A 19948-nucleotide genomic window follows, 5' to 3' on the forward strand; every position below is an offset into this window, starting at 1 on the left:
AATTTATTTAAATTCAAAAATATCTGATGGGTATAATTCAATGGGAAATGCATATGCCATTTCTTCAATAAGCTCTCCTTTGGCGTTATATTTCAATTTTAGTACTAAATTCCAAATGTCATATGGTTGTCTTGTTGTAACCATTAGAACTTCATAGAGACCTTTAAAATATATATGTAATCTGAAACTACCGTTATCTCTTGAATAGATAATTATATTTTCAATTATACTATTTACGGCTGTTTGATAAGTTTTAAAATCCGTCTTATGTTTGACCTTAGACAATTGGCCCTCATAATTACGAAGAGCAGTAGAATTAGTAATTGATTTTTTTTGATTATTTAATTTTGAAAGTATTACATTTAGATTTTTAAGCTTCTTTTGTGAATTGGTATATTCAGTTAATACAAGTTCATCATCTATAAGTTCATCTCCCAATAATTTGGCATATTTTTTAATTCTACTAGAAGTTGTATTTATTTCATTTTCAATAGATTTTATTTCATTTTCTACATCATTTAACACTTCATTATTAGCTTCTATTTTTTCTAAAATATCTAATAAACCTTTCTGTTTAAATAGATATTTTATTAAAAATGATTCCAACGCAGGAATATTTATACCCTTGTTACCACATTTGGTACGTGCTTTTCTCGTTCCAGAACACAGATAATAATTATCACTTTTATCTGGTCTGCGTCGACCGTAATAATTTCTACCACATTTACCGCACCTGATTAACCCTTTTAATAAGTAGTTATATTTAGGTGTACTAGTTCTTTTACCTCCTCTTAACTTTTTAGCTGTTTGAACTTTTTCAAATAAGAATTCATCAATAATTGGTTCTATACTTATTTCCTTACCACCGTAAATTCTAGTTCCAGCATACCAAGAATTTTGTAATATTCCTACAATGGTTTTTTCGGCCCATCTGATTGAATTTCTGGGCACTTCTTTGACTTCTTTGGTGTATTTATTTGAGATTTTTAAAGCATGCTTATCAGTATATTTATTGTATTTGGTAGGTATATTATCTTTATTTAACCCATTTGCAATAGCATATGGACTTTTACCATCAAGAAATTCATTAAATATTCTTCTAACAACTTTTGCTTCTGATTTAACTATGATTGGATACATTTCATTTGAACTATAACCATAAGGAATAACACCCCACACTTTTCCAGCTTCGGCATTATTCATTAAAGATTTTTTGGTCTCAAATGATTGTTGGTTTGGTCCATATTCATCAAATGCTGCCATTATTTGAAGCATCATTTTCGTCATTGGTGATTTCAAATCAAGGAGCCCTCTATCACCCATATATAATTTTACATCATATTCAATTAATTCTTCAAGAATATTATTAAACATTCTTAATTTTCGTGAAAGTCTAGATTGTTTTCTTGTCCAGATAATATTAATTAAACCAGATTTTACATCAACCATTAAATCTTTTAATGCAGGTCTTTTTTCAATTGGTGTTGAACCCTTAATTCCCACACCTTCATTATAAATTTTGACTTCTGAATCATCAAAATCATTTAAGCGTGCATATTTTTTACCCTCTGAAATTTGATTTTCAATAGAATTTGAATCTTCATCATCAACACTCAACCTTACATAAATTCCAATCATTTCTTTATATTTAATTTATTAATGCTCCAGTAAATTTACACAATTTAATTTTATCCACACATTACGCTTATTCACATCGCTAATCGTGTGATGAGGACTTCGAAACGGTCGCTGCGCCAATAGACCCGTATTTTTAACACGTCCCACAACGGAATGAATCTTAGTGGTTTCCAGAGCTTCTTCAAGAGTCATCGGTGGCAATATACTTGGTAAGCGCTTGGCTAGCATGGTCTTCCCGGCACCGGGCGGACCTATCAAAATGATATTATGTCCGCCGGCTGCAGCAATCTCCATACAGCGTTTGATACCTTCCTGACCTTTGACATCAGCAAAATCAAATTCCGGGAATTCCAGGTTTTTTTCAAACTCTTTTTTGGCATCAATATGGGTCGCTTCCAGTGTGACATCGCCATTAAAATGATGAATAACCTGTTTAATGTTTTCAACTCCAAAAACCTCTAAGCCATCTACAATAGCCGCTTCTTTCGCATTTTGTATCGGTAGAATAAAATGTTTGAAACCTTCGGCTTTAGCCTGAATGGCAATGGGCAATGCCCCTTTAATGGGTTGTAAGCTACCATCTAAAGACAATTCGCCCATAATTACATAATCTTCGAGATCATCCGCTTGAATTTGTTTGGAGCTACTTAAAATCCCTATAGCCAAAGTCAGATCATAAGCACTTCCCTCCTTTCGAAGATCAGCCGGAGCCATATTGATCGTAATTTTTTTTCCGGGTATTTTATAGCCATTATTTTGAAGTGCTGCAGCAATCCGGTAATTACTCTCTTTAATGGCATTATCCGGTAATCCCACAAGATGATATCCAATTCCCGAATCGACATTTACTTCAACGGTAATGGTTGTGGCATCCACGCCAAAAACGGCGCTACCAAAGACTTTTTTTAGCATAGGTTAAGTTTATGACCTCAATTTAGAAAATTGGATTTGAATTCATCAGGGAAGTCCAAAAACTTCCTGAAGAAGAATTAAAAGTTGGGACGTTTATCGGATTTATCCAAAAATCGCAATTAGGGTTATGAAAAAATTAATTTGTTATCGTTATATTTGTTTATACATAACGCAAGATTCATGATCTCTATTGAAGAAGCTAAAAACAAGGTTAAAGAAAATACCCAGCCACATTTAAATAAAGTAAAGAAATCGATCCATAATTCAGGCGGTTTAACTTTGGCTGAAACCATCTACAGTAAGATCGATATGCCGCCATTTAGGCAATCGGCGATGGATGGTTATGCTTTGAATCTTCACGATAGTCTGGAATATAAACTCCTGGGAGAAATTAAAGCAGGAGATGAAGCGGCACCCAAGCTTAAAAGTGGTGAAGCTGTGCGCATTTTTACCGGTGCTCCGGTTCCGGATTCTGCTAATGCTGTTATGATGCAGGAAAAAGTCCAGAAAGAAAAGAATATTATAAAACTTACGGAATCGATCTCGCAAGGCACCAATATTAGACCTCAGGGAGAACAGGTTAAAAAAGGAGCTATTGCACTGGAAAAAGGCACATTACTAACACCGGCCGCCATTGGTTTTTTAAGTTCTCTTGGAATTACTGAAGTTTCGGTTTATGATAGACCAAAAATTGCAATAATCACGACAGGAAATGAATTGGTAAGTCCTCAGGAACCACTAACCTACGGCAAGATCTACGAAAGTAATTCCACCATGCTTACGGAAGCACTTAAGGCACTTGGTTATGATGACGTTTCAGTATTCAAGGTAGAAGATGATTACGAGAAAACCAAAACCCTTTTAGACACCGCTGTTTCAAATAACGATCTGGTAATCATTACCGGAGGTATTTCTGTGGGCGATTATGATTTTGTTGGTAAGGCATTGCATGAAATTCAGGTTAAGGAAATCTTTTACAAGGTGAAACAAAAGCCGGGGAAACCTTTATTTTTCGGAATGCGAAATAACACGCGTGTATTTGCTTTACCCGGAAACCCTGCGGCTTCACTAACGTGTTTTTACATTTATGTTTACATAGCCTTGCAGAACATGATGGGAAGAACACCTGTGGAACTAAACCGGGTTCAGGCGAAATTAAGCAAGGTATTTGTTAAAAAAGGAGACCGACCCCAATTTTTAAAGGCTATTTTTTATGAAGGTAAGGTAGAAATTTTGGAAGGTCAGAATTCATCCATGTTACACACGTTTGCCCTGGCTAATGCTTTGGTGTTTGCCGACGAAGCTACCACGAATATACAACCCGGAAATACTCTGGAAACCATCTTATTACCGATTTAAATGGATTATAAAATTAAAAGTCGCATTTGGATAGAAACAGACAATAAAGTTTTATTGGGTGAAGGCCGTGTTCAATTATTGAAGGAAATCCAAAATACAGGCTCTTTATCCAAAGCCGCAAAATCTCTGGGAATTTCTTACAAGAAAGCCTGGCATTTATTAGATGCCGTAAATAAATCTGCCAAAAAACCGGTTACCATAAACAGTGTTGGTGGAAAAAATGGTGGTGGTACGCAATTAACAGCTTACGGAAAAGTACTGGTGGCAACCTTCGAAGATATCAATAAAAATTGTTGGGAATTTTTGGATCAGCAATTAGAAAAAATAGAGAATCTTTAGTTCATATAATATGTTAAACAACGAACACATTACGCTCTTTTTAGTGCTTCTACCAATCGTCGCTTTTTTATATTCCAGTGTGGGTCACGGTGGTGCCAGTGGGTATTTGGCTCTTATGGCCTTATTTTCTTTTGCCCCGGATACCATGAAACCAACCGCATTGCTTCTTAATTTATTTGTAGCTGCCATTTCCTTTTACTATTACTACAGAGGTGGTTTTTTTAATAAAAGATTATTCCTCTCATTTGCAGTCGCCTCCATACCTTTGGCTTTTTTAGGCGGAACTGTAGCATTAGATGCAAGCATTTACAAAAAGACCTTAGCCGTTTTACTGGTATTCGCTATTTTAAAAATGTTGAACGTTTTCGGAAAGGAAAAATCATATATCCGAAAGGTAAAAATATGGCAGGGGCTCATTGTTGGCGGTGCTATCGGGTTTTTCTCCGGGCTTATTGGTATTGGTGGTGGGATCATTTTAACACCTATCATTTTAATACTTCACTGGGGTAAAATGAAGGAAGCTGCTGCGGTTTCAGCACTTTTTATTTGGGTGAATTCTGCCGCAGGCTTAATCGGTCAGGTGAGTAGTGGCGTGAGATTGGAAAAGGAATCTTTTATCTTGGTTGCCATTGCTTTGATTGGTGGAACTTTAGGCGGTTATTTGGGTAGTAAAAAGATCAACAATAAAAACCTGAGATATATTCTGGCTTTCGTGCTGGTACTGGCAAGTTTCAAATTATTTTTCACATAGCATGATCTTAAAAGAAAACATAACAGGACTCATTTTAGCCGGAGGAAAAAGTTCCCGGATGGGAGAAGACAAGGGTTTTGTGAAGCTAAATGATACCACGTTTATGGAGTACATTATCACAGCTGTCGACCCGCTGGTATCCGAGATTATTATTAGTTCTAATAATCCGGATTATGATATTTTTGGCTTTCGCCGAATAGAAGACCCCATAAAAAATGAGGGACCTTTAGTTGGTTTATTTTCAGGTTTTTTGGCATCTCAGACAAAATATGTTTTAGTTCTAAGTTGCGATGTTCCTTTGATAAATAGTCTTGTTTTAAAATCTTTGATTACCAATTTTGAAGCTTCATTTGACGGCATCATGTTTAAACAAAATGATCAGATCATGCCGCTTATAGGGTTGTACAAATCAAGTTGCGCTCATAAATTTAAAACGGCTTTTGATTCCGGCGAACGCCGACTATTGAATGCTTTAAAAACATGCAAAATGAAATTATTGACCCTCGGAGAAGCGTCCAAAGCTTTGACGAATATTAATACCCGAGCTGAATTAAACCAAATAAGATCATGGTCATAACAATTAAATTTTTCGGACAAATAACAGAAATTACCGAATGCACTGAAGAAACACTGGATGTCTCCGGAAGTCTTATATACGATCTTGTGGAGGAACTTTATGGTATATATCCACAGTTGGCCGATATATCCTTTAAAGTAGCTCAAGACCAGGAATTGGTGCCTTTAGAAACACCGCTTAATGGCTCAGAAATAGCTTTATTACCACCCTTTGCCGGTGGATAACATATCATGAATAGATACAACAGACATATCATTTTATCTGAAATTGGTCCGGAAGGGCAAAAGAAGATCTCGAATGCCAAAGTACTGGTTATTGGTGCCGGCGGACTAGGTTGCCCTGTACTTCAATATTTAGCTGCTGCAGGTGTTGGTACTTTAGGGATTATTGATTTTGATACTGTTGAAATCCACAATCTGCAACGCCAGATATTATTTGGTTCATCAAGTTTAGGGCAAAATAAAGCGGTAGCTGCCAGGGCGCGTTTGGAGGATCTTAATGACAGTATTTCTATCCAAGCCTATCCGGAAGCCTTAACCTATAAGAATGCCCTGAAATTATTTAAAGATTATGATATTATCGTTGATGGATCAGATAATTTCGATACCCGATATCTCGTGAATGATGCTTGCGTTATAACAAACAAGCCTCTGGTTTATGGCGCCATATACAAGTTCGAAGGTCAGGTTTCCGTTTTCAATTATAATGAAGGTCCCTCCTACCGGTGTTTATTTCCTGAACCTCCGAAAACCTATGAAGTTCCCAATTGTGATTCCATTGGTGTTTTGGGTGTTCTTCCGGGTATTATTGGCACGATGCAGGCTAACGAAGTATTAAAACTGATCTTGAATTTAGGCGAATTACTCTCAGGAAAGCTTCTTTGTTACCATGCTTTAAACGGAAATTTGCATCATTTGAAGATCACTCGGAATAATTCTGTAATTCAAAAGATTTTGGATGAAGCTGATTCGTTTCGCTCCAAAAGCATCAACCTTTCCTGTGAAACGGATGATATTAGAACCAGTATTGAAAACCTCGATTTTTCAGAAGCATTACAATTTTTAGATGTCAGAAATCCAAATGAATTACCTAAAATTGAAAATTCTGAGGTTATTCAAATACCATTAAACGAAATAGAATCAAAAGCTAACACCCTGGATACATCGAAAAAAACACTGGTGTTTTGCCAATCGGGTGTTCGCAGTCTTGCTGCGGTCAGGCTGCTAAAAATCATGGGGTTTCAAAATTGTTACGCGCTTAAAGAAAATGCCGGAGAAATTCAGAAAATATTAAAAAAACAATCTTATGTCAGATAAAAAAGTAAAAAACGTTTTTAGAGAAGGTGCTATAAGTCCTGCCTTTATAGGTGAATCCATACACAAACACCAAAGTAAAACCGAGATTGGTGCTCATAACATCTTTCTGGGTCAGGTGCGTGCTGATGAGATCGATGGTAAACAAGTAGCCGCTATAGAATATACAGCTTATGAAGACATGGCAAATGCCAAATGCCACGAAATTCGTGAAGCAGCTTTTGATAAATTTGATCTTACCTGCATGCATATTTATCATAGCTTAGGAACTGTAAAGGCCGGTGAAATTTGCCTTTTTGTTTTTGTTTCAGCACCACATCGAAAAGCAGTTTTTGACGCTTTAAGCTTTGTTGTTGAAGCAATAAAAGCAGAGGTTCCGGTATTTGGAAAGGAGATTTTTGAAGATCAAACCCATCAGTGGAAAGTTAATTCGTAATTAAAATTTATGGTCGATATTACAGCTAAAAATACCAGTTTAAGGAGCGCAACAGCTCAAGCCATCCTGAAGGTTAGTAAACCTGAAACCATTGCAGCGATAAAAAATGATACAGTTCCCAAGGGCAATGTATTTGAAATGAGTAAGGCCGCCGGTTTATTGGGCGTAAAACGAACTCCGGACATTTTACCCGATTGCCACCCTTTACCTATTGAGTTTACAGGTGTTGGGTATGAGATACATGGTCTGGAAATAACCATATTATTCACAGTAAAGACCATTTACAAAACCGGTGTTGAAGTTGAAGCGATGCATGGTGCCAGCGTTGTGGCATTGAATATGTACGATATGCTAAAACCTATCGATAAGTTAATCGAAATCCAACATATAAAATTACTTTCTAAAAAAGGAGGTAAATCAGATTTTAAAGAATCATTCAAATCTGATTTAAAGGCAGCCGTTATTGTTTGTAGCGATACAATTTCAGCGGGACAAAAAGAAGATAAAGCAGGTAAAGCCATCATTGAAAAACTGGAAACCTGTGGCGTTAACACGACAGAATATCACATCATTCCTGATGAAAAGGATGAGATTCAGAATAAAACCAAAACCTTTCAAAAACAAGGTTTGGATATCATCATCTTTACGGGAGGCACGGGTTTATCTGCTCGCGATATGACACCCGAGGCAATTATTCCCTTGTTAGATCGAAGAATACCCGGGGCTGAAGAAGCCATCCGAAATTATGGTCAGAATCGAATGCCTTATGCCATGTTATCACGAAGTGTTGTAGGCACTATAGGAAGCACGCTGGTTTTAGCACTTCCCGGCTCCACAAACGGTGCAAAGGAATCTATGGATGCTATTTTTCCGGCCATTTTGCACAGTTTCAAAGTGTTAAAAGGCATCCGACACGATTAATAAAATAACAAGAAAATATTTATGACAAATACTTCAAAAATACTTCAAGATAAACACGGCAGAAACCACAGTTATTTGCGGATCTCGCTGATTGAACGCTGCAATTTACGCTGTACTTATTGCATGCCTGAGGCCGGTGTTCAACTATCGCCTAAAAGCCATTTAATGACTTATGAAGAAGTATACAGTATTGCAAAAACCTTTGTTGATCAAGGTGTAACAAAAATCCGCTTGACCGGTGGAGAACCTCTAATACGAAAAGATATACCTGTTATTATTGAAAAATTAGCGACGCTCCCGGTTGAATTATCCATAACAACCAATGCCGTGATCATCGACCGGTTTATTGATGTTTTGAAAGACAACGGTGTTAAAAATATCAATATCAGCCTGGATTCTTTAAAAAAGGAAAAGTTCGCAAGTATCACGAGACGCAACCAGTTTGATAAGGTTTATGAAAATATTTTAATGCTCATTAAGGAAGGCTTTAATGTTAAGATCAACGCTGTGCTGATTAAAGATTTTAATGAAGATGAGATCGTTGATTTTATTCAATTTACCAAAGCGCATCCGGTTTCCTTCCGATTTATCGAGTTTATGCCCTTCGATGGCAATAAATGGGATATGAGTAAAATGGTATCTTATAAAGACGTTATGGATCGTGTGCATAAAGCTTTTCTTGAAAATAAAATTGAACGTTTACAGGATGCTCCAAATGACACTTCAAAAAACTATAAAATAAAAGGCTATGCCGGTAGTTTTGCGATCATTAGTTCTGTAACTAATCCGTTTTGCGACTCCTGTAACAGACTCCGCTTAACCGCCAACGGGCAATTAAAAAATTGCTTGTTTTCTTCAGGTGAATCAGATATTCTAGGTGCCTTTCGTGCAGGAAAATCTATAGAACCTGTCATTAAAAAAGCAGTTCAGGCGAAACACTTTATGCGTGGTGGTATGGATACCTTGGAAAAACTCCAGGAACCTAAACGCCATTCGAATAACCGAAGCATGATCACCATTGGCGGTTAAATACTAAGCCGGGGTTACCGTAATTTTTATACTTTTTGACGTTGGCGTTTTACAGGTATGCGCATAACTATCAATAGGAACTAACACATTGGTTTCCGGGAAATACGTAGCACAACAGTCCTTTGGAATATCGTAACCAACAATCTTAAAATTATGGGCTTCTCGAATCTCACCATCGTACTCTGATTTTAAGTGAATCACCTGTTGTTCCTCTAAACCTCTGGACTTCATATCCTCCCGATTCATAAAGATCACACGGCGTTCATTAAAAATGCCACGGTAGCGATCGTTCATACCGTAGATTGTGGTGTTGAATTGATCATGACTTCTGATCGTCATCATAATCAATTCATCTTTTTTTAGTTTCCAATCGGGTAGCTTGTTCTTAGAGAATTCTGCTTTACCACTTTTTGTATTGAATTTTCGAATTCTTGCACCATTAGGTAGATAAAAACCTGATGGATTTTGAAGACGTTTATTAAAAGCTTCAAAGCCTGTAACTACTTCTTCGATATCATCACGAACCAGATCGTAATCATCCTGATAGGCCAACCAATCGATCTTTGTGCGGTCTTTTAAAGTCTCATACGCCATACCACAAACCACGGCAACCTCGCTGATAATTTTATCTGAACATGGCTCCTTAACTCCTTTTGTTGAAGAAACAACACCCATAGAACTCTCGACACTCAACGTTTGAACGCCGCTTTTCTGATAATCTTTCTCAGAGCGTCCTAAACATGGTAGGATCAAGGCTTCTTTGCCGGTAACCAGATGCGATCGGTTTAATTTGGTGCTCACATGAACCGTTAAATTACAATTTGCCATAGCCTGGGCGGTATAATTAGTATCAGGTGCTGCAATTGAAAAGTTTCCACCCAAACCAATAAATACTTTCGCTTTTTTCTCATGCATCGCCTTGATACTTTCTAAAACGGCATAACCCGGCTCACTTTTCGGCTTAAAGCCATATTTTTCTTCGATCTTATCGAGAAAGGCTTGTGGTGCCGCATCCCAAATACCCACAGTTCTATCGCCCTGTACATTAGAATGTCCTCTTACAGGACAAGTACCGGCGCCCATTTTGCCTATACTTCCTTTCAACAATAACAAATTAACCAGTTCACGAATATTATCAACCGCATTTTTATGCTGCGTAAGGCCCATAGCCCAACAGGTAATAATGTTGTCATTATTAAGGATAATTTCGAAAACCTCATCAAAAATTTCTCTGGAAACTCCTGAAGCTTTCAAACATTCCTCAAAATTGTACTGCTCCAGATCTTTTACAAAATCTTCATAACCATGGGTATAGGTTTTTATGAATTCTTTATCGGTTACATTTCCGGTTTCAGTTTCCTTTTCTAGCAATTTTATAAGTAAAGCCTTGGTAAAGGCAACGTCTCCATTGATGCGAACAGGAACGTAAACATCTGCCAGTTTGGTACCACCGGTAAGCATTTTCAATGGTTTTTGTGGATTGGTGAATTTCATTAAACCGGCTTCAGGCAGCGGATTTATGGCAATGATCTTTCCACCATTCTTCTTGCATTTTTCCAATGCTGATAACATTCTGGGGTGATTCGTTGCCGGATTCTGACCAATGATCATGAGTACATCCGCCTTATGCAGATCATTCAAGGTTACAGAGCCCTTCCCTATTCCTAACGTTTCGGATAAGGCTGAACCACTGGCCTCGTGACACATATTAGAACAGTCCGGTAAATTGGTGGTTCCAAACTCACGCACAAACAATTGATACAAAAAAGCTGCTTCATTTGTGGTTCTTCCGGAGGTATAAAAAATAGCTTCATCCGGACTCTCCAAAGCATTTAAATGTTTGGATATCTTATTGAAAGCGTCTACCCAACTGATAGGTTTGTAGTGCGTTGCTCCTTCTTCCAAAACCATAGGTTCTGCCAGGCGTCCGGCTTTACCTATTTCAAAATCGTTCCAGGTCGCGAGTTCATCCAGAGCATATTTTTCAAAAAATGAAGCGCCGATGGTATCTTTTTGGGCTTCTTCAGCAATAGCTTTTATACCATTTTCACAGTATTCGCCAATTGAGGAGCGTTTCCCATCAGGATCTGCCCAGGCACATCCCGGGCAATCAAAGCCTCCTTTTTGGTTTAATTTTAAAGATAGTTTAACAGCCTCTAAAGGCTTCATATATTTTGCAGCCTGAGCAACTGAAGAAAAAATAGCCTTCAGACCGGCACTATTGGTCATAGGTTTTTTAACCTCTAAATCTGAAAACTCCTCAGTTATTTTGGCGTGTTCTTTTGAATTCAAAATGTAATTTTTTTAATTTTTATTGAAATGATTCTGGTAATCTTTTGGTGTATCGATATCCGGATTCTGCCTGGGCGGCTTTAATGTCTTAATAAACGCTTCATGCCTTTTCAGAAGAAAGCGAGCGCCGTGATCGTCTGAAAGCTTAGAGAGCTCTTCCAGATAGGATGCGTCAAATAATGCAGGAACACCGTAAGGTCTATTTTGATAGGAAGATGCTATGATCTGCTGCTTATTAGGTTGGAATTCTGAGATCATGCTGCTTAGATATTTTGCAGTTATAAATGGTTGATCGGCCAGCGCGATAAGCACATGCCGCTCTTTCATTCTTAATAAATAATCTGCCGCACAGGCAATCGATGATCCTAAACCTGACATCCAATTTTTATTTTCCAGAATGGTGATGTTGATATCTTTAATTTCGTTTTCTATGATTTTGAAATGAGCTCCTAAAACCACTATGAGTTCTGCAGGATTAATAGCTGAAACTGTTTCAATAACATGGCCTAACAAAGTTTTGTTTTCGGCCCAATCCAATAACTGTTTTGGAGTTCCCATGCGATTAGAAGCTCCTGCGGCTAATATAACTACAGCAGTATGTGAGGCATCAGCATTCAAATAAGATTCTATTTAATGTATTCGACCCGTTTTATTACTTAAGGATACAGGCTCCTGAGACCGAACAATACTTAAGATTTCAGAAACTATAGAAATGGCGATTTCCTGCGGCGTCTCCGACCCTATATTAATGCCAGCCGGACCATGAATATTTTCCAAAAATCCCAATTTTACATCAGGACAGTATTCCATGAATTGAGACATTAGATCGTCGCGTCGTTTTGCAGGCCCTAGTAACCCAATATAGCACGGTTTGGTATCCTTTAAAGCTACGAGATAACGTAGATCATTTGCAAAATTATGAGTCATTAAAATGATTGCCGTTTCTTCATCTATACCATCTGTTGGAATTTGTTCCGGAGTGACCGCATGTAAGATTTTTGCGCCCGGAAAATCCTTGATGGATTTTGCTTCTGAAACCCCGGCAATAATTGAAACCTCCCAGCCTGTGTAAGCTGCCAGTTTACAAAGTTGAACCGCATCGTGCTCCGCTCCAATAATAACCATTTTAAAACAAGGCGGCATATTTTGTTTGAAGGTTGAAAGGTCCGGTTGCCCATCAACATCATTTTGTTTTGAAAGAAAAAATTGTTCTTTTCCGAATTTTACTGAAGATCCTAAACCGGGAAAAACACCTTCCTTTTTAATATACTGGGAATGCACTTCAAAACTATTACGTTGTTCCAGGGCCTTATTAAATACAGCAATAAATCCTTTGTCAGGATCATATTTCTCGATCAAGATATACAAAACGCCTTCACAGCCTAAACGATAACGTCCATCATAGGTCATGAGTTTAGCATCTCCGTTTTCAAAAACACTTTCGGACTGCAATAAAATATCTTTTTCCACGCAGCCGCCACTTACGGCACCAACCATGTCTCCGGTTTCCAGAATAAGCATTCGCACACCGGGACGACGATAAGATGAACCATCGAGATCAACGACAGAAGCTAAAACCGAGGCTATACCTTTTTTTCGGGATGCCTCGGCTGTTTCTATTATGGTTTTAAATTCATGTGTCATATGTTATCCAACGACCTTTTCAAGTTTTAAATGATTCATGTAAGGTTGTTTGTACAAACGTTTTCCCGTGGCCTTATAAATAGCATTGGCAACCGCAGCACCCGCAGGTGGCAAGGTTGGTTCCCCAAGACCGGTAGGATCAATATTATTTTCAACAAAATGAACATCTACATGTGGTGTTTGACCCATGCGGATCAAATTATACGTGTTGAAATTGTTAGAACTTGGCACACCGTCTTTAAATCCGAAATCACTGTACATCGTATGGCCAATACCATCAATAACACCACCTTTGATCTGGTTCTGAGCTCCAAGAGGATTCACAACAATACCGCAATCTACGGCAACCGTTACTTTTTCAACTTTAGGAACACCGTCCTCCATACGGATATCGGCAACCTCAGCTACGTGAGAATTATGGCAATAGTAAACTGATAGTCCCTGGTAAACGCCATCTTCAGCTTTTCCCCAATTTGATTTTTCCACAGCCAGTTTTAGAACACCTTGTAAGCGCTCCGGACTATATTCAATGTTAGGGTTAGGATTATTCTTAGCATTTTCCAGAAGGTCCATATGCATTTGAACACGATCAATACCTAAGGTTTCTGCCAACTCATCAAAGAAAGTTTGCTCTGCACTGGCCAGGAAATTTGTATAAGGTGCGCGCCAGGCCCCTGTGGTTACACTACTGTTGAAATGAGCACTTTCAACTTGAAAGTTTTCTATAGCAGCTGCAGGAAAGAAATTTGGAATTAAGCCATACATATTTCCATTAACACAGGCTTCTTTGAGTCGATATCCGGTAATTTTTCCGTCTTTTATTGATGCCGCGATACGATATTTCGAAGCCGGACGATAGACACCTGTGGTCATATCATCTTCACGACTTGAAACCATTTTAACCGGTTTCTTTATAGCAGCGGATATTTCTGCTGCTTCAAAAACAAAATCTCCGTATAAACGACGACCGAAACCACCACCCATACGCGTCATATCCAAATGTATATCACTGAGGTCTCTGTCTAATAACGCTGAAACCACTTCAGCAGCAGCTTCCGGTGTTTGTACCGGGCCAACCAAATGTACTTTTTCAGGCGTTACATTGGCGAAGAAATTCATCGGTTCCATCGTATTATGAGGTAAAAACGGCGCCTCGTAAGTGCGTTCCAGAACCTGATCTGCTTCAGCAAAAGCTTTATTGACATCGCCGTCAGAACGACGAACATCTAAGTCATTTCCATCTAAAATAGCCAGTAATTGATCGTCCTGATCTTTTGTGCTTTCTAACTTGGCGTCATTTTTCCAGGTCGCCTTAATAGCATTCTTACCTTTAAAAGCCTGCCAGGTAGAATTGGCTATAACCACAACTTTATCACTTGTACCTATTACGGTAGACCAGTTTGCCTTTCCGGCATCCAAAACCTTGCGCATTTTTTCACCAATGGTGATCACATCGATCACGCCGGGAAGTGCTCTCGCGGCAGAATCGTCATAAGATTCTAACACCTGACCAAAAGCCGGCGGTCTCAGAACAGAAGCGTAAACCATGCCTTCTTCCTTGTAATCCAATCCGAATAAAGGTTTACCCGTTACGATAGCATCAATATCTACATTCGACGTGTTCTGTCCAATTATTGTAAAATCTTTTGGATCTTTTAATGTTACATCTTCAGGCACCTCCATGGTGGCTGCTTCTTTAACAACATCTCCATAGCCCAATGTATTACCATCTTTATGCGTAATGACACCTTGTGAGGCTGAACACTCCGAGGCATCAACACCCCATTTAGCAGCGGCGGCATTTACCAGCATTTGTTTGGCTGTAGCACCTGTTTGGCGTAAAGGTGTCCAGGCCAAACGGATAGATTGACTACCTCCAGCTATCTGACGCGTGTAATTTTCAGTGTCTAAAGGTGCTTGTTGAACATACACATCTTCCCAGGGCACATCCAATTCTTCAGCAATCAGCATCGGCATTGACGTTTTTACACCCTGACCTATTTCTGGGTTTGGAGCGAATATGGTCACTTTACCTTCCTCAGAAATCTTGATAAAGGCATTGAAATCATTATAATTCAGTTTGCTTAGATCCACCGGCATTTTCACATCCGACTTACAGGCATTGAATAAGTTAAACCCTATAAGCATACCTCCACTAGCTAAAGCCGAGGTTTTTATGAAGGATCTTCTACTAAAATTCATTTGTTTTGAAGGTCTCATTGTTATTCGTTTTTATAAGGTTATTAACTTGATTTTTTTGATGCTACTTCCACAGCTTTCTCAATACTATTGTATGAAGCACAACGGCAGATGTTACCATTCATAGCGTTTCTTATTTCCGTTTTCGTTGGATTCGGGTTACGCTCTAAAAAGGCGGAAGCCGTCATGATCTGCCCGGATTGACAATAACCACATTGCGGCACATCAATGTCTTTCCATGCTTGCTGAACCGGATGGGAACCATCCTCTGAGAGTCCTTCTATAGTGGTGATATTCATTCCTTCGGCTTGCGACACCTGAAGCAAACAGCTTCGCATGGCATTACCATCAACGTGGATAGTACAGGCACCACATTGGCCAATTCCACAGCCATATTTGGTACCCACTAAACCGATTTGATCTCTTAATACCCACAATAAAGGGGTATCCATAGCTGCCTCAACAGTATGGTTTTTGTTATTAATTTTTAAATTGAATTTTGGCATGATTACTAGAAGTTGAAGTATATATTCATTAACAATTTTTGTATCTCTTTAAAAATACGAAAAATTAATAAGCCATCAATATTGAAATTATTTTTTAGAGGTTTTTTATGAATTCCAGGCCTCGGTATTCATTGTAATATACATTGTTTTTATCAATAAAACCGACATGCCCGCCATATTTAGGCATTTCCAGGTAAAGGTTCGAATTATTTTTTGCCTCCTTCACCGGATAACATTCAGGAGATAAAAAAGAGTCGTTTAAAGCATTGATAATAAGGGAAGGAACCGAAATATCATTCAAGAATTGCAAACTACTACTTTGCGTGTAATAGTCTATGGCATCCTTAAAACCATGTGCTTTTGATGTATAAACATCATCGAAGTCTTTTAGGGTTTTAATACTTTTTATTGCTTCAGTTGATAATTCTTCCGGAAAAAGTTTTTGCTTTTCTTTTAGGCGTTCCAACAGATCTTTTAGAAACCTGTCGTGAAATAATTTATTTTTTGGATGATGTAAAGCTTTGCAAGATCCGTATAAATGACAGGGTGTGGAAATTGCAATTCCTGCTTTAATTTGATCTAAAACGTTTCGCTCTCCTAAATATTTCAAAACTAAATTACCTCCCAAACTGATGCCAAAAAGCACAATTTCATTGTAATTATACTTTGAAATGGCGAATTGAATGACTTCTTCCAAATCTTCCGTGGCTCCGGAATGATAACTGTAATAATTTCGATTTTGTTCGCCACTACAACCTCTGAAATTCATGGCTAAGGCATCATAACCATTTTGATTAAAAAGTGTTGCAGGACCCGTTACGTAAGGGCGCTGTGCGTGACCCTCTAAGCCATGAAGTAAAATGATAAGTTTATCGGTTTTTGAATCGGCATAACTCCAATCCACATCCAAAAAATCACCATCCCATAAATGGATTCTCTCTCTTTTTTGCTCCAGAGGCACTCTGCGTAGTAAACCAGAATATACCGTAGCTAAAAATCCATTTTTAAAGTAAAAAGGAGGTGTGTAGGTTGAATGTAATACAGGCATAATTAAGACACTTGAAGTGGTGTAAATTTAAAGGTTTTTCCATTAAATAAGCCTTGATCACTTAATTTTAATTCAGGAATTACCAACAATGCCATGAACGACAAGGTCATGTAAGGCGCATGAAGTTTTGACCCCATTTGTTTTGCTATTCTTGTAAGTTGTGCGTATTGCTTCCCAATGGTCTCACCATCCTGATCACTCATAATTCCTGCTACCGGAAGTGGCACAACCTGTTTGAAAGCATCTGAAACCGCGCAAATGCCACCTTGATTTTCAATAAGTAAATTCACGGCTTTACAAATGGAAGCGTCATCCGCTCCTACCGCAATAATATTGTGAGAATCATGACCAACTGAGGAAGCAATGGCGCCTTCTCTTAAACCAAAATTCTTAATAAAAGCCATAGCAGGTTTACTATCGTTGTAACGGTTTACTACGGTCATTTTTAAAATATCGGATTTTGTGTCGGAGATCAGATTATCTCCTCTAATCTTAGCCTGAGCCAGGATTTCTTGGGTTACTAATTGTCCGTCGAGAGCTTCAATGACGCGAATTTGATCGGAAGTGGGTTTTATTTTAAAATCATCCACCGCTTTTTTAGAACAATTGAAATTATTAATGATGTCAAAGGGCACTTCAGGAATTAAAGATTTTCCATTTTCAGAAACCAATTTTCCGCTTATAAAGGTTTTTAAAGGTTTGAAATCTTTTAGATCTTCCACAACAACAAGATCCGCAGGATCTCCGATTTGGAGTAAACCAACATCAAGATTGTAATGTTTTACAGGATTCACGCAAGCTACCTGTAATACTTTGAATACATCGATGCCTTTTGCGACTGCCCGAGCACAAAGTTGATTGATATGACCTTCAATTAAGTCGTCAGGGTGCTTATCATCACTACAGAACATCATATTCTCATAATGTTTCGGAAGCAGATCGATTAGTGCTTCAAAATTCTTTGCCGCACTACCTTCCCGGATTAATATCTTCATGCCTTTTTGAAGTTTTTCCAGGCCTTCCTCATAAGTAAAACATTCATGGTCTGTAGAAATCCCGGCAGCGATGTATTTCGATATATCATCTCCTAAAACACCGGGCGCATGACCATCTACAGGTTTATCGAAATGTTTGGCCCAGGCGATCTTTTTTAAAACCTCAGGATCGTCAAAAAGGACACCGGGATAATTCATCATTTCGGCCAGATATTTTATTTCAGGATGGGCCATCATGGTTTTTATGACTTCAGAATCGATGATTGCACCAGCCGATTCAAAAGTCGTGGCAGGCACACAAGACGGAGCACCAAAATTAAATTTAAAAGGCACTTTTTTACCGTTTTCGATCATAAAATGAACTCCGGCAACTCCCATAACATTAGCTATTTCATGAGGATCAGAAACGGTTGCTACCGTACCATGAGTTACCGCCAGAGGCGCGAACATACTGGGAACCAGCATGGAACTTTCTATATGAATATGAGCATCAACGAACCCGGGAATGATATAATTTTCTTCGTCATGATAGCTTTCTTCGACAGACACGATACGTCCTTCTTTAACCGTTATTTCTCCTTTGAAAATACGCTTATTCAGTACATCTACGATCTGTCCTCGAAGTATCATGGGGTTAATTCTATTTTTAAAATGTGTTTTGTTTTGTCTGTAACTTTAAACCGATCATCAGCACGTTTTCCCAGGATCCAAACAATATCCTTACCGGAGCACAAAAGCAAGGCCTGTTCTTTGTCGACCAGAGAAAATTTTTCATCTTTAAAATATTTACTCAAGGTCTTTTTACCTGTCATACCCTTAGGATAGAATACATCCCCTTCTTTCCTGCTTCTTAACACCAAAGGCATTTGCAGTACATCACCATCAATAAAAATCAAATTCTCAGTTTCAGAACCGGTATTTTTAACTTCAGAAAAGGATAATTTACCAAAAGGTGTTTTAATCTTTTTATTGAAATTATTAATTTTAACACACTTAAAATCAGAGGGTTGGGCATCTGTTAAAATTAAACATTCGCGATCCTTGATCAAACGGTGCGAATCCGAATGTACAAATTTTCCTGGTTGAGCGTCAAGTAGATTTAAAACATCATCCCACGCTTTAAAACCGTATGATTTAAAGATTTCAAAGAGGTACGCTTTCGGATTATTCAGTTTACTAAACTTGGCAATATTATAAACCACCTTGTAAGAATCGATGCTAATGATGGCTCTATTGAGCACCGCCTGAACGCTTTCCTCTACAATATCTGCAGTATCGTTTAAATTGTCGAGCGTATTTTGAAAACTTTCCAATAGACTCGGGTTGATCTCTTTTAAAATCGGGATGACCTCATGCCTTAGCTTATTTCGCAAATATTTTACGGAGACATTACTACTATCTTCACGCCAGGCAATTTTGTTGTTTTCAGCGAAGGATCTAATCGAATCATTTGAAAATGGCAAAAGCGGACGCACAAATAGCCCGTTTACCTCAGGAATCCCGGTAAGTCCTTCCAATCCCGTACCCCGTGAAAAATTGATGAGAAAGGTTTCGAGATTATCATCGGCATGATGCGCCGTTAGTATATAATCGAAATGCAATTGCTCTGCGAGTTCTGTAAACCAATCATAACGTAACTCGCGAGCTGCCATTTGTATGGAGCATTTATGTTCTTCGGCATAAGCCTTCGTGTCGAAATGCTGAATGAACACCTCTTTATCCAGGTCATCCGCCAGGTCGGAAATAAAATCTTCATCGGCATCACTTTCATCACCTCTTAAATTAAAATTACAATGCGCCAATAAAAAATTAAAGCCGGATCGTGCACATAAATGCGCAAGAACCACACTGTCCACACCTCCTGAAATAGCAATAAGTAACTTACGCTCCCTCAAGAAAGCGAGCTTATTATGAATATGATTTTGAAAGGCTTCTAGCACAGTTTTTTAATTTGAAACTCAATTGATCCAGCTTATACAAACTTACAAT

General features: G+C 38.2%; 18 protein-coding genes and 1 pseudogene. 9 read left to right on the forward strand and 10 right to left on the reverse strand.

Going from position 1 to position 19948, the window contains the following annotated elements:
• Nucleotides 1-3 precede the first annotated feature (3 nt).
• Together ABD682_RS13770 and ABD682_RS13775 are read right to left on the reverse strand one after the other, a co-directional pair.
• Nucleotides 4-1638, reverse strand: a complete 1635-nt coding sequence (locus ABD682_RS13770) for a recombinase family protein (protein ID WP_344742140.1) — start codon at nucleotides 1636-1638, stop codon at nucleotides 4-6.
• 72 nt (nucleotides 1639-1710) lie between these two features.
• A pseudogene (locus tag ABD682_RS13775) lies at nucleotides 1711-2550 on the reverse strand (YifB family Mg chelatase-like AAA ATPase); the annotation flags it as partial.
• A 180-nt stretch (nucleotides 2551-2730) separates the two neighbouring features.
• On the opposite strand from ABD682_RS13775, the gene ABD682_RS13780 reads away from it, so the two are divergent.
• The 9 genes from ABD682_RS13780 to moaA are packed head-to-tail and all read left to right on the forward strand — an operon-like array spanning nucleotide 2731 to nucleotide 9275.
• Complete coding sequence (locus ABD682_RS13780; protein WP_344742142.1) at nucleotides 2731-3909, forward strand: molybdopterin molybdotransferase MoeA; 1179 nt, start codon at nucleotides 2731-2733, stop codon at nucleotides 3907-3909.
• Nucleotides 3910-4248, forward strand: coding sequence for a winged helix-turn-helix domain-containing protein (locus tag ABD682_RS13785; protein ID WP_344742143.1), 339 nt, complete (start codon nucleotides 3910-3912; stop codon nucleotides 4246-4248).
• Between the two features lie 10 nt (nucleotides 4249-4258).
• Complete coding sequence (locus ABD682_RS13790; RefSeq protein WP_344742145.1) at nucleotides 4259-4999, forward strand: sulfite exporter TauE/SafE family protein; 741 nt, start codon at nucleotides 4259-4261, stop codon at nucleotides 4997-4999.
• A gap of 1 nt (nucleotide 5000) precedes the next feature.
• Nucleotides 5001-5576: a molybdenum cofactor guanylyltransferase gene (gene mobA, locus ABD682_RS13795; RefSeq protein WP_344742146.1), complete on the forward strand. Its 576-nt coding sequence runs from the start codon at nucleotides 5001-5003 to the stop codon at nucleotides 5574-5576.
• Complete coding sequence (locus ABD682_RS13800) at nucleotides 5567-5800, forward strand: MoaD/ThiS family protein (protein ID WP_344742147.1); 234 nt, start codon at nucleotides 5567-5569, stop codon at nucleotides 5798-5800. The genes mobA and ABD682_RS13800 overlap by 10 nt, the downstream gene beginning before the upstream one ends.
• A gap of 6 nt (nucleotides 5801-5806) precedes the next feature.
• Nucleotides 5807-6892, forward strand: coding sequence for a molybdopterin-synthase adenylyltransferase MoeB (gene moeB / locus ABD682_RS13805; RefSeq protein ID WP_344742148.1), 1086 nt, complete (start codon nucleotides 5807-5809; stop codon nucleotides 6890-6892).
• The gene (locus ABD682_RS13810) at nucleotides 6882-7325 is read left to right on the forward strand and encodes a molybdenum cofactor biosynthesis protein MoaE (RefSeq protein WP_344742150.1); all 444 of its coding nucleotides are present in this window, start codon (nucleotides 6882-6884) and stop codon (nucleotides 7323-7325) included. Before moeB ends, ABD682_RS13810 begins: the two co-directional genes overlap by 11 nt.
• Before the next feature lie 9 nt (nucleotides 7326-7334).
• Nucleotides 7335-8246: a bifunctional molybdenum cofactor biosynthesis protein MoaC/MoaB gene (gene moaCB, locus ABD682_RS13815; RefSeq protein WP_344742152.1), complete on the forward strand. Its 912-nt coding sequence runs from the start codon at nucleotides 7335-7337 to the stop codon at nucleotides 8244-8246.
• 21 nt (nucleotides 8247-8267) lie between these two features.
• On the forward strand, nucleotides 8268-9275 hold the full coding sequence (gene moaA / locus ABD682_RS13820) for a GTP 3',8-cyclase MoaA (protein ID WP_344742154.1): 1008 nt from the start codon (nucleotides 8268-8270) through the stop codon (nucleotides 9273-9275).
• 3 nt (nucleotides 9276-9278) lie between these two features.
• Here moaA and ABD682_RS13825 read toward each other — a convergent pair whose 3' ends face one another.
• From ABD682_RS13825 to tilS, 8 genes are all read right to left on the reverse strand, one after another.
• Nucleotides 9279-11567: an FdhF/YdeP family oxidoreductase gene (locus ABD682_RS13825; protein ID WP_344742155.1), complete on the reverse strand. Its 2289-nt coding sequence runs from the start codon at nucleotides 11565-11567 to the stop codon at nucleotides 9279-9281.
• 12 nt (nucleotides 11568-11579) lie between these two features.
• The gene (locus tag ABD682_RS13830) at nucleotides 11580-12185 is read right to left on the reverse strand and encodes a nucleotidyltransferase family protein (protein ID WP_344742156.1); all 606 of its coding nucleotides are present in this window, start codon (nucleotides 12183-12185) and stop codon (nucleotides 11580-11582) included.
• Between the two features lie 12 nt (nucleotides 12186-12197).
• Nucleotides 12198-13211 (reverse strand): XdhC family protein, encoded by a 1014-nt coding sequence (locus ABD682_RS13835; RefSeq protein ID WP_344742157.1) that lies wholly within the window; start codon nucleotides 13209-13211, stop codon nucleotides 12198-12200.
• A gap of 3 nt (nucleotides 13212-13214) precedes the next feature.
• Entirely contained in the window at nucleotides 13215-15431 is a 2217-nt protein-coding gene (locus ABD682_RS13840) for a xanthine dehydrogenase family protein molybdopterin-binding subunit (RefSeq protein WP_344742158.1), read from the reverse strand.
• A 23-nt stretch (nucleotides 15432-15454) separates the two neighbouring features.
• Nucleotides 15455-15916, reverse strand: a complete 462-nt coding sequence (locus tag ABD682_RS13845) for a (2Fe-2S)-binding protein (protein ID WP_344742159.1) — start codon at nucleotides 15914-15916, stop codon at nucleotides 15455-15457.
• A gap of 94 nt (nucleotides 15917-16010) precedes the next feature.
• A complete protein-coding gene (locus ABD682_RS13850) occupies nucleotides 16011-16964 on the reverse strand; it encodes a YheT family hydrolase (RefSeq protein WP_344742161.1) in 954 nt (317 codons plus the stop codon).
• A gap of 2 nt (nucleotides 16965-16966) precedes the next feature.
• Entirely contained in the window at nucleotides 16967-18589 is a 1623-nt protein-coding gene (ade, locus tag ABD682_RS13855; protein ID WP_344742163.1) for an adenine deaminase, read from the reverse strand.
• Nucleotides 18586-19899, reverse strand: coding sequence for a tRNA lysidine(34) synthetase TilS (tilS, locus tag ABD682_RS13860; RefSeq protein WP_344742164.1), 1314 nt, complete (start codon nucleotides 19897-19899; stop codon nucleotides 18586-18588). Before tilS ends, ade begins: the two co-directional genes overlap by 4 nt.
• Nucleotides 19900-19948 lie beyond the last annotated feature (49 nt).

The organism is Gaetbulibacter aestuarii (genome assembly GCF_039537665.1).
GTDB classification, from domain to species: domain Bacteria; phylum Bacteroidota; class Bacteroidia; order Flavobacteriales; family Flavobacteriaceae; genus Gaetbulibacter_A; species Gaetbulibacter_A aestuarii.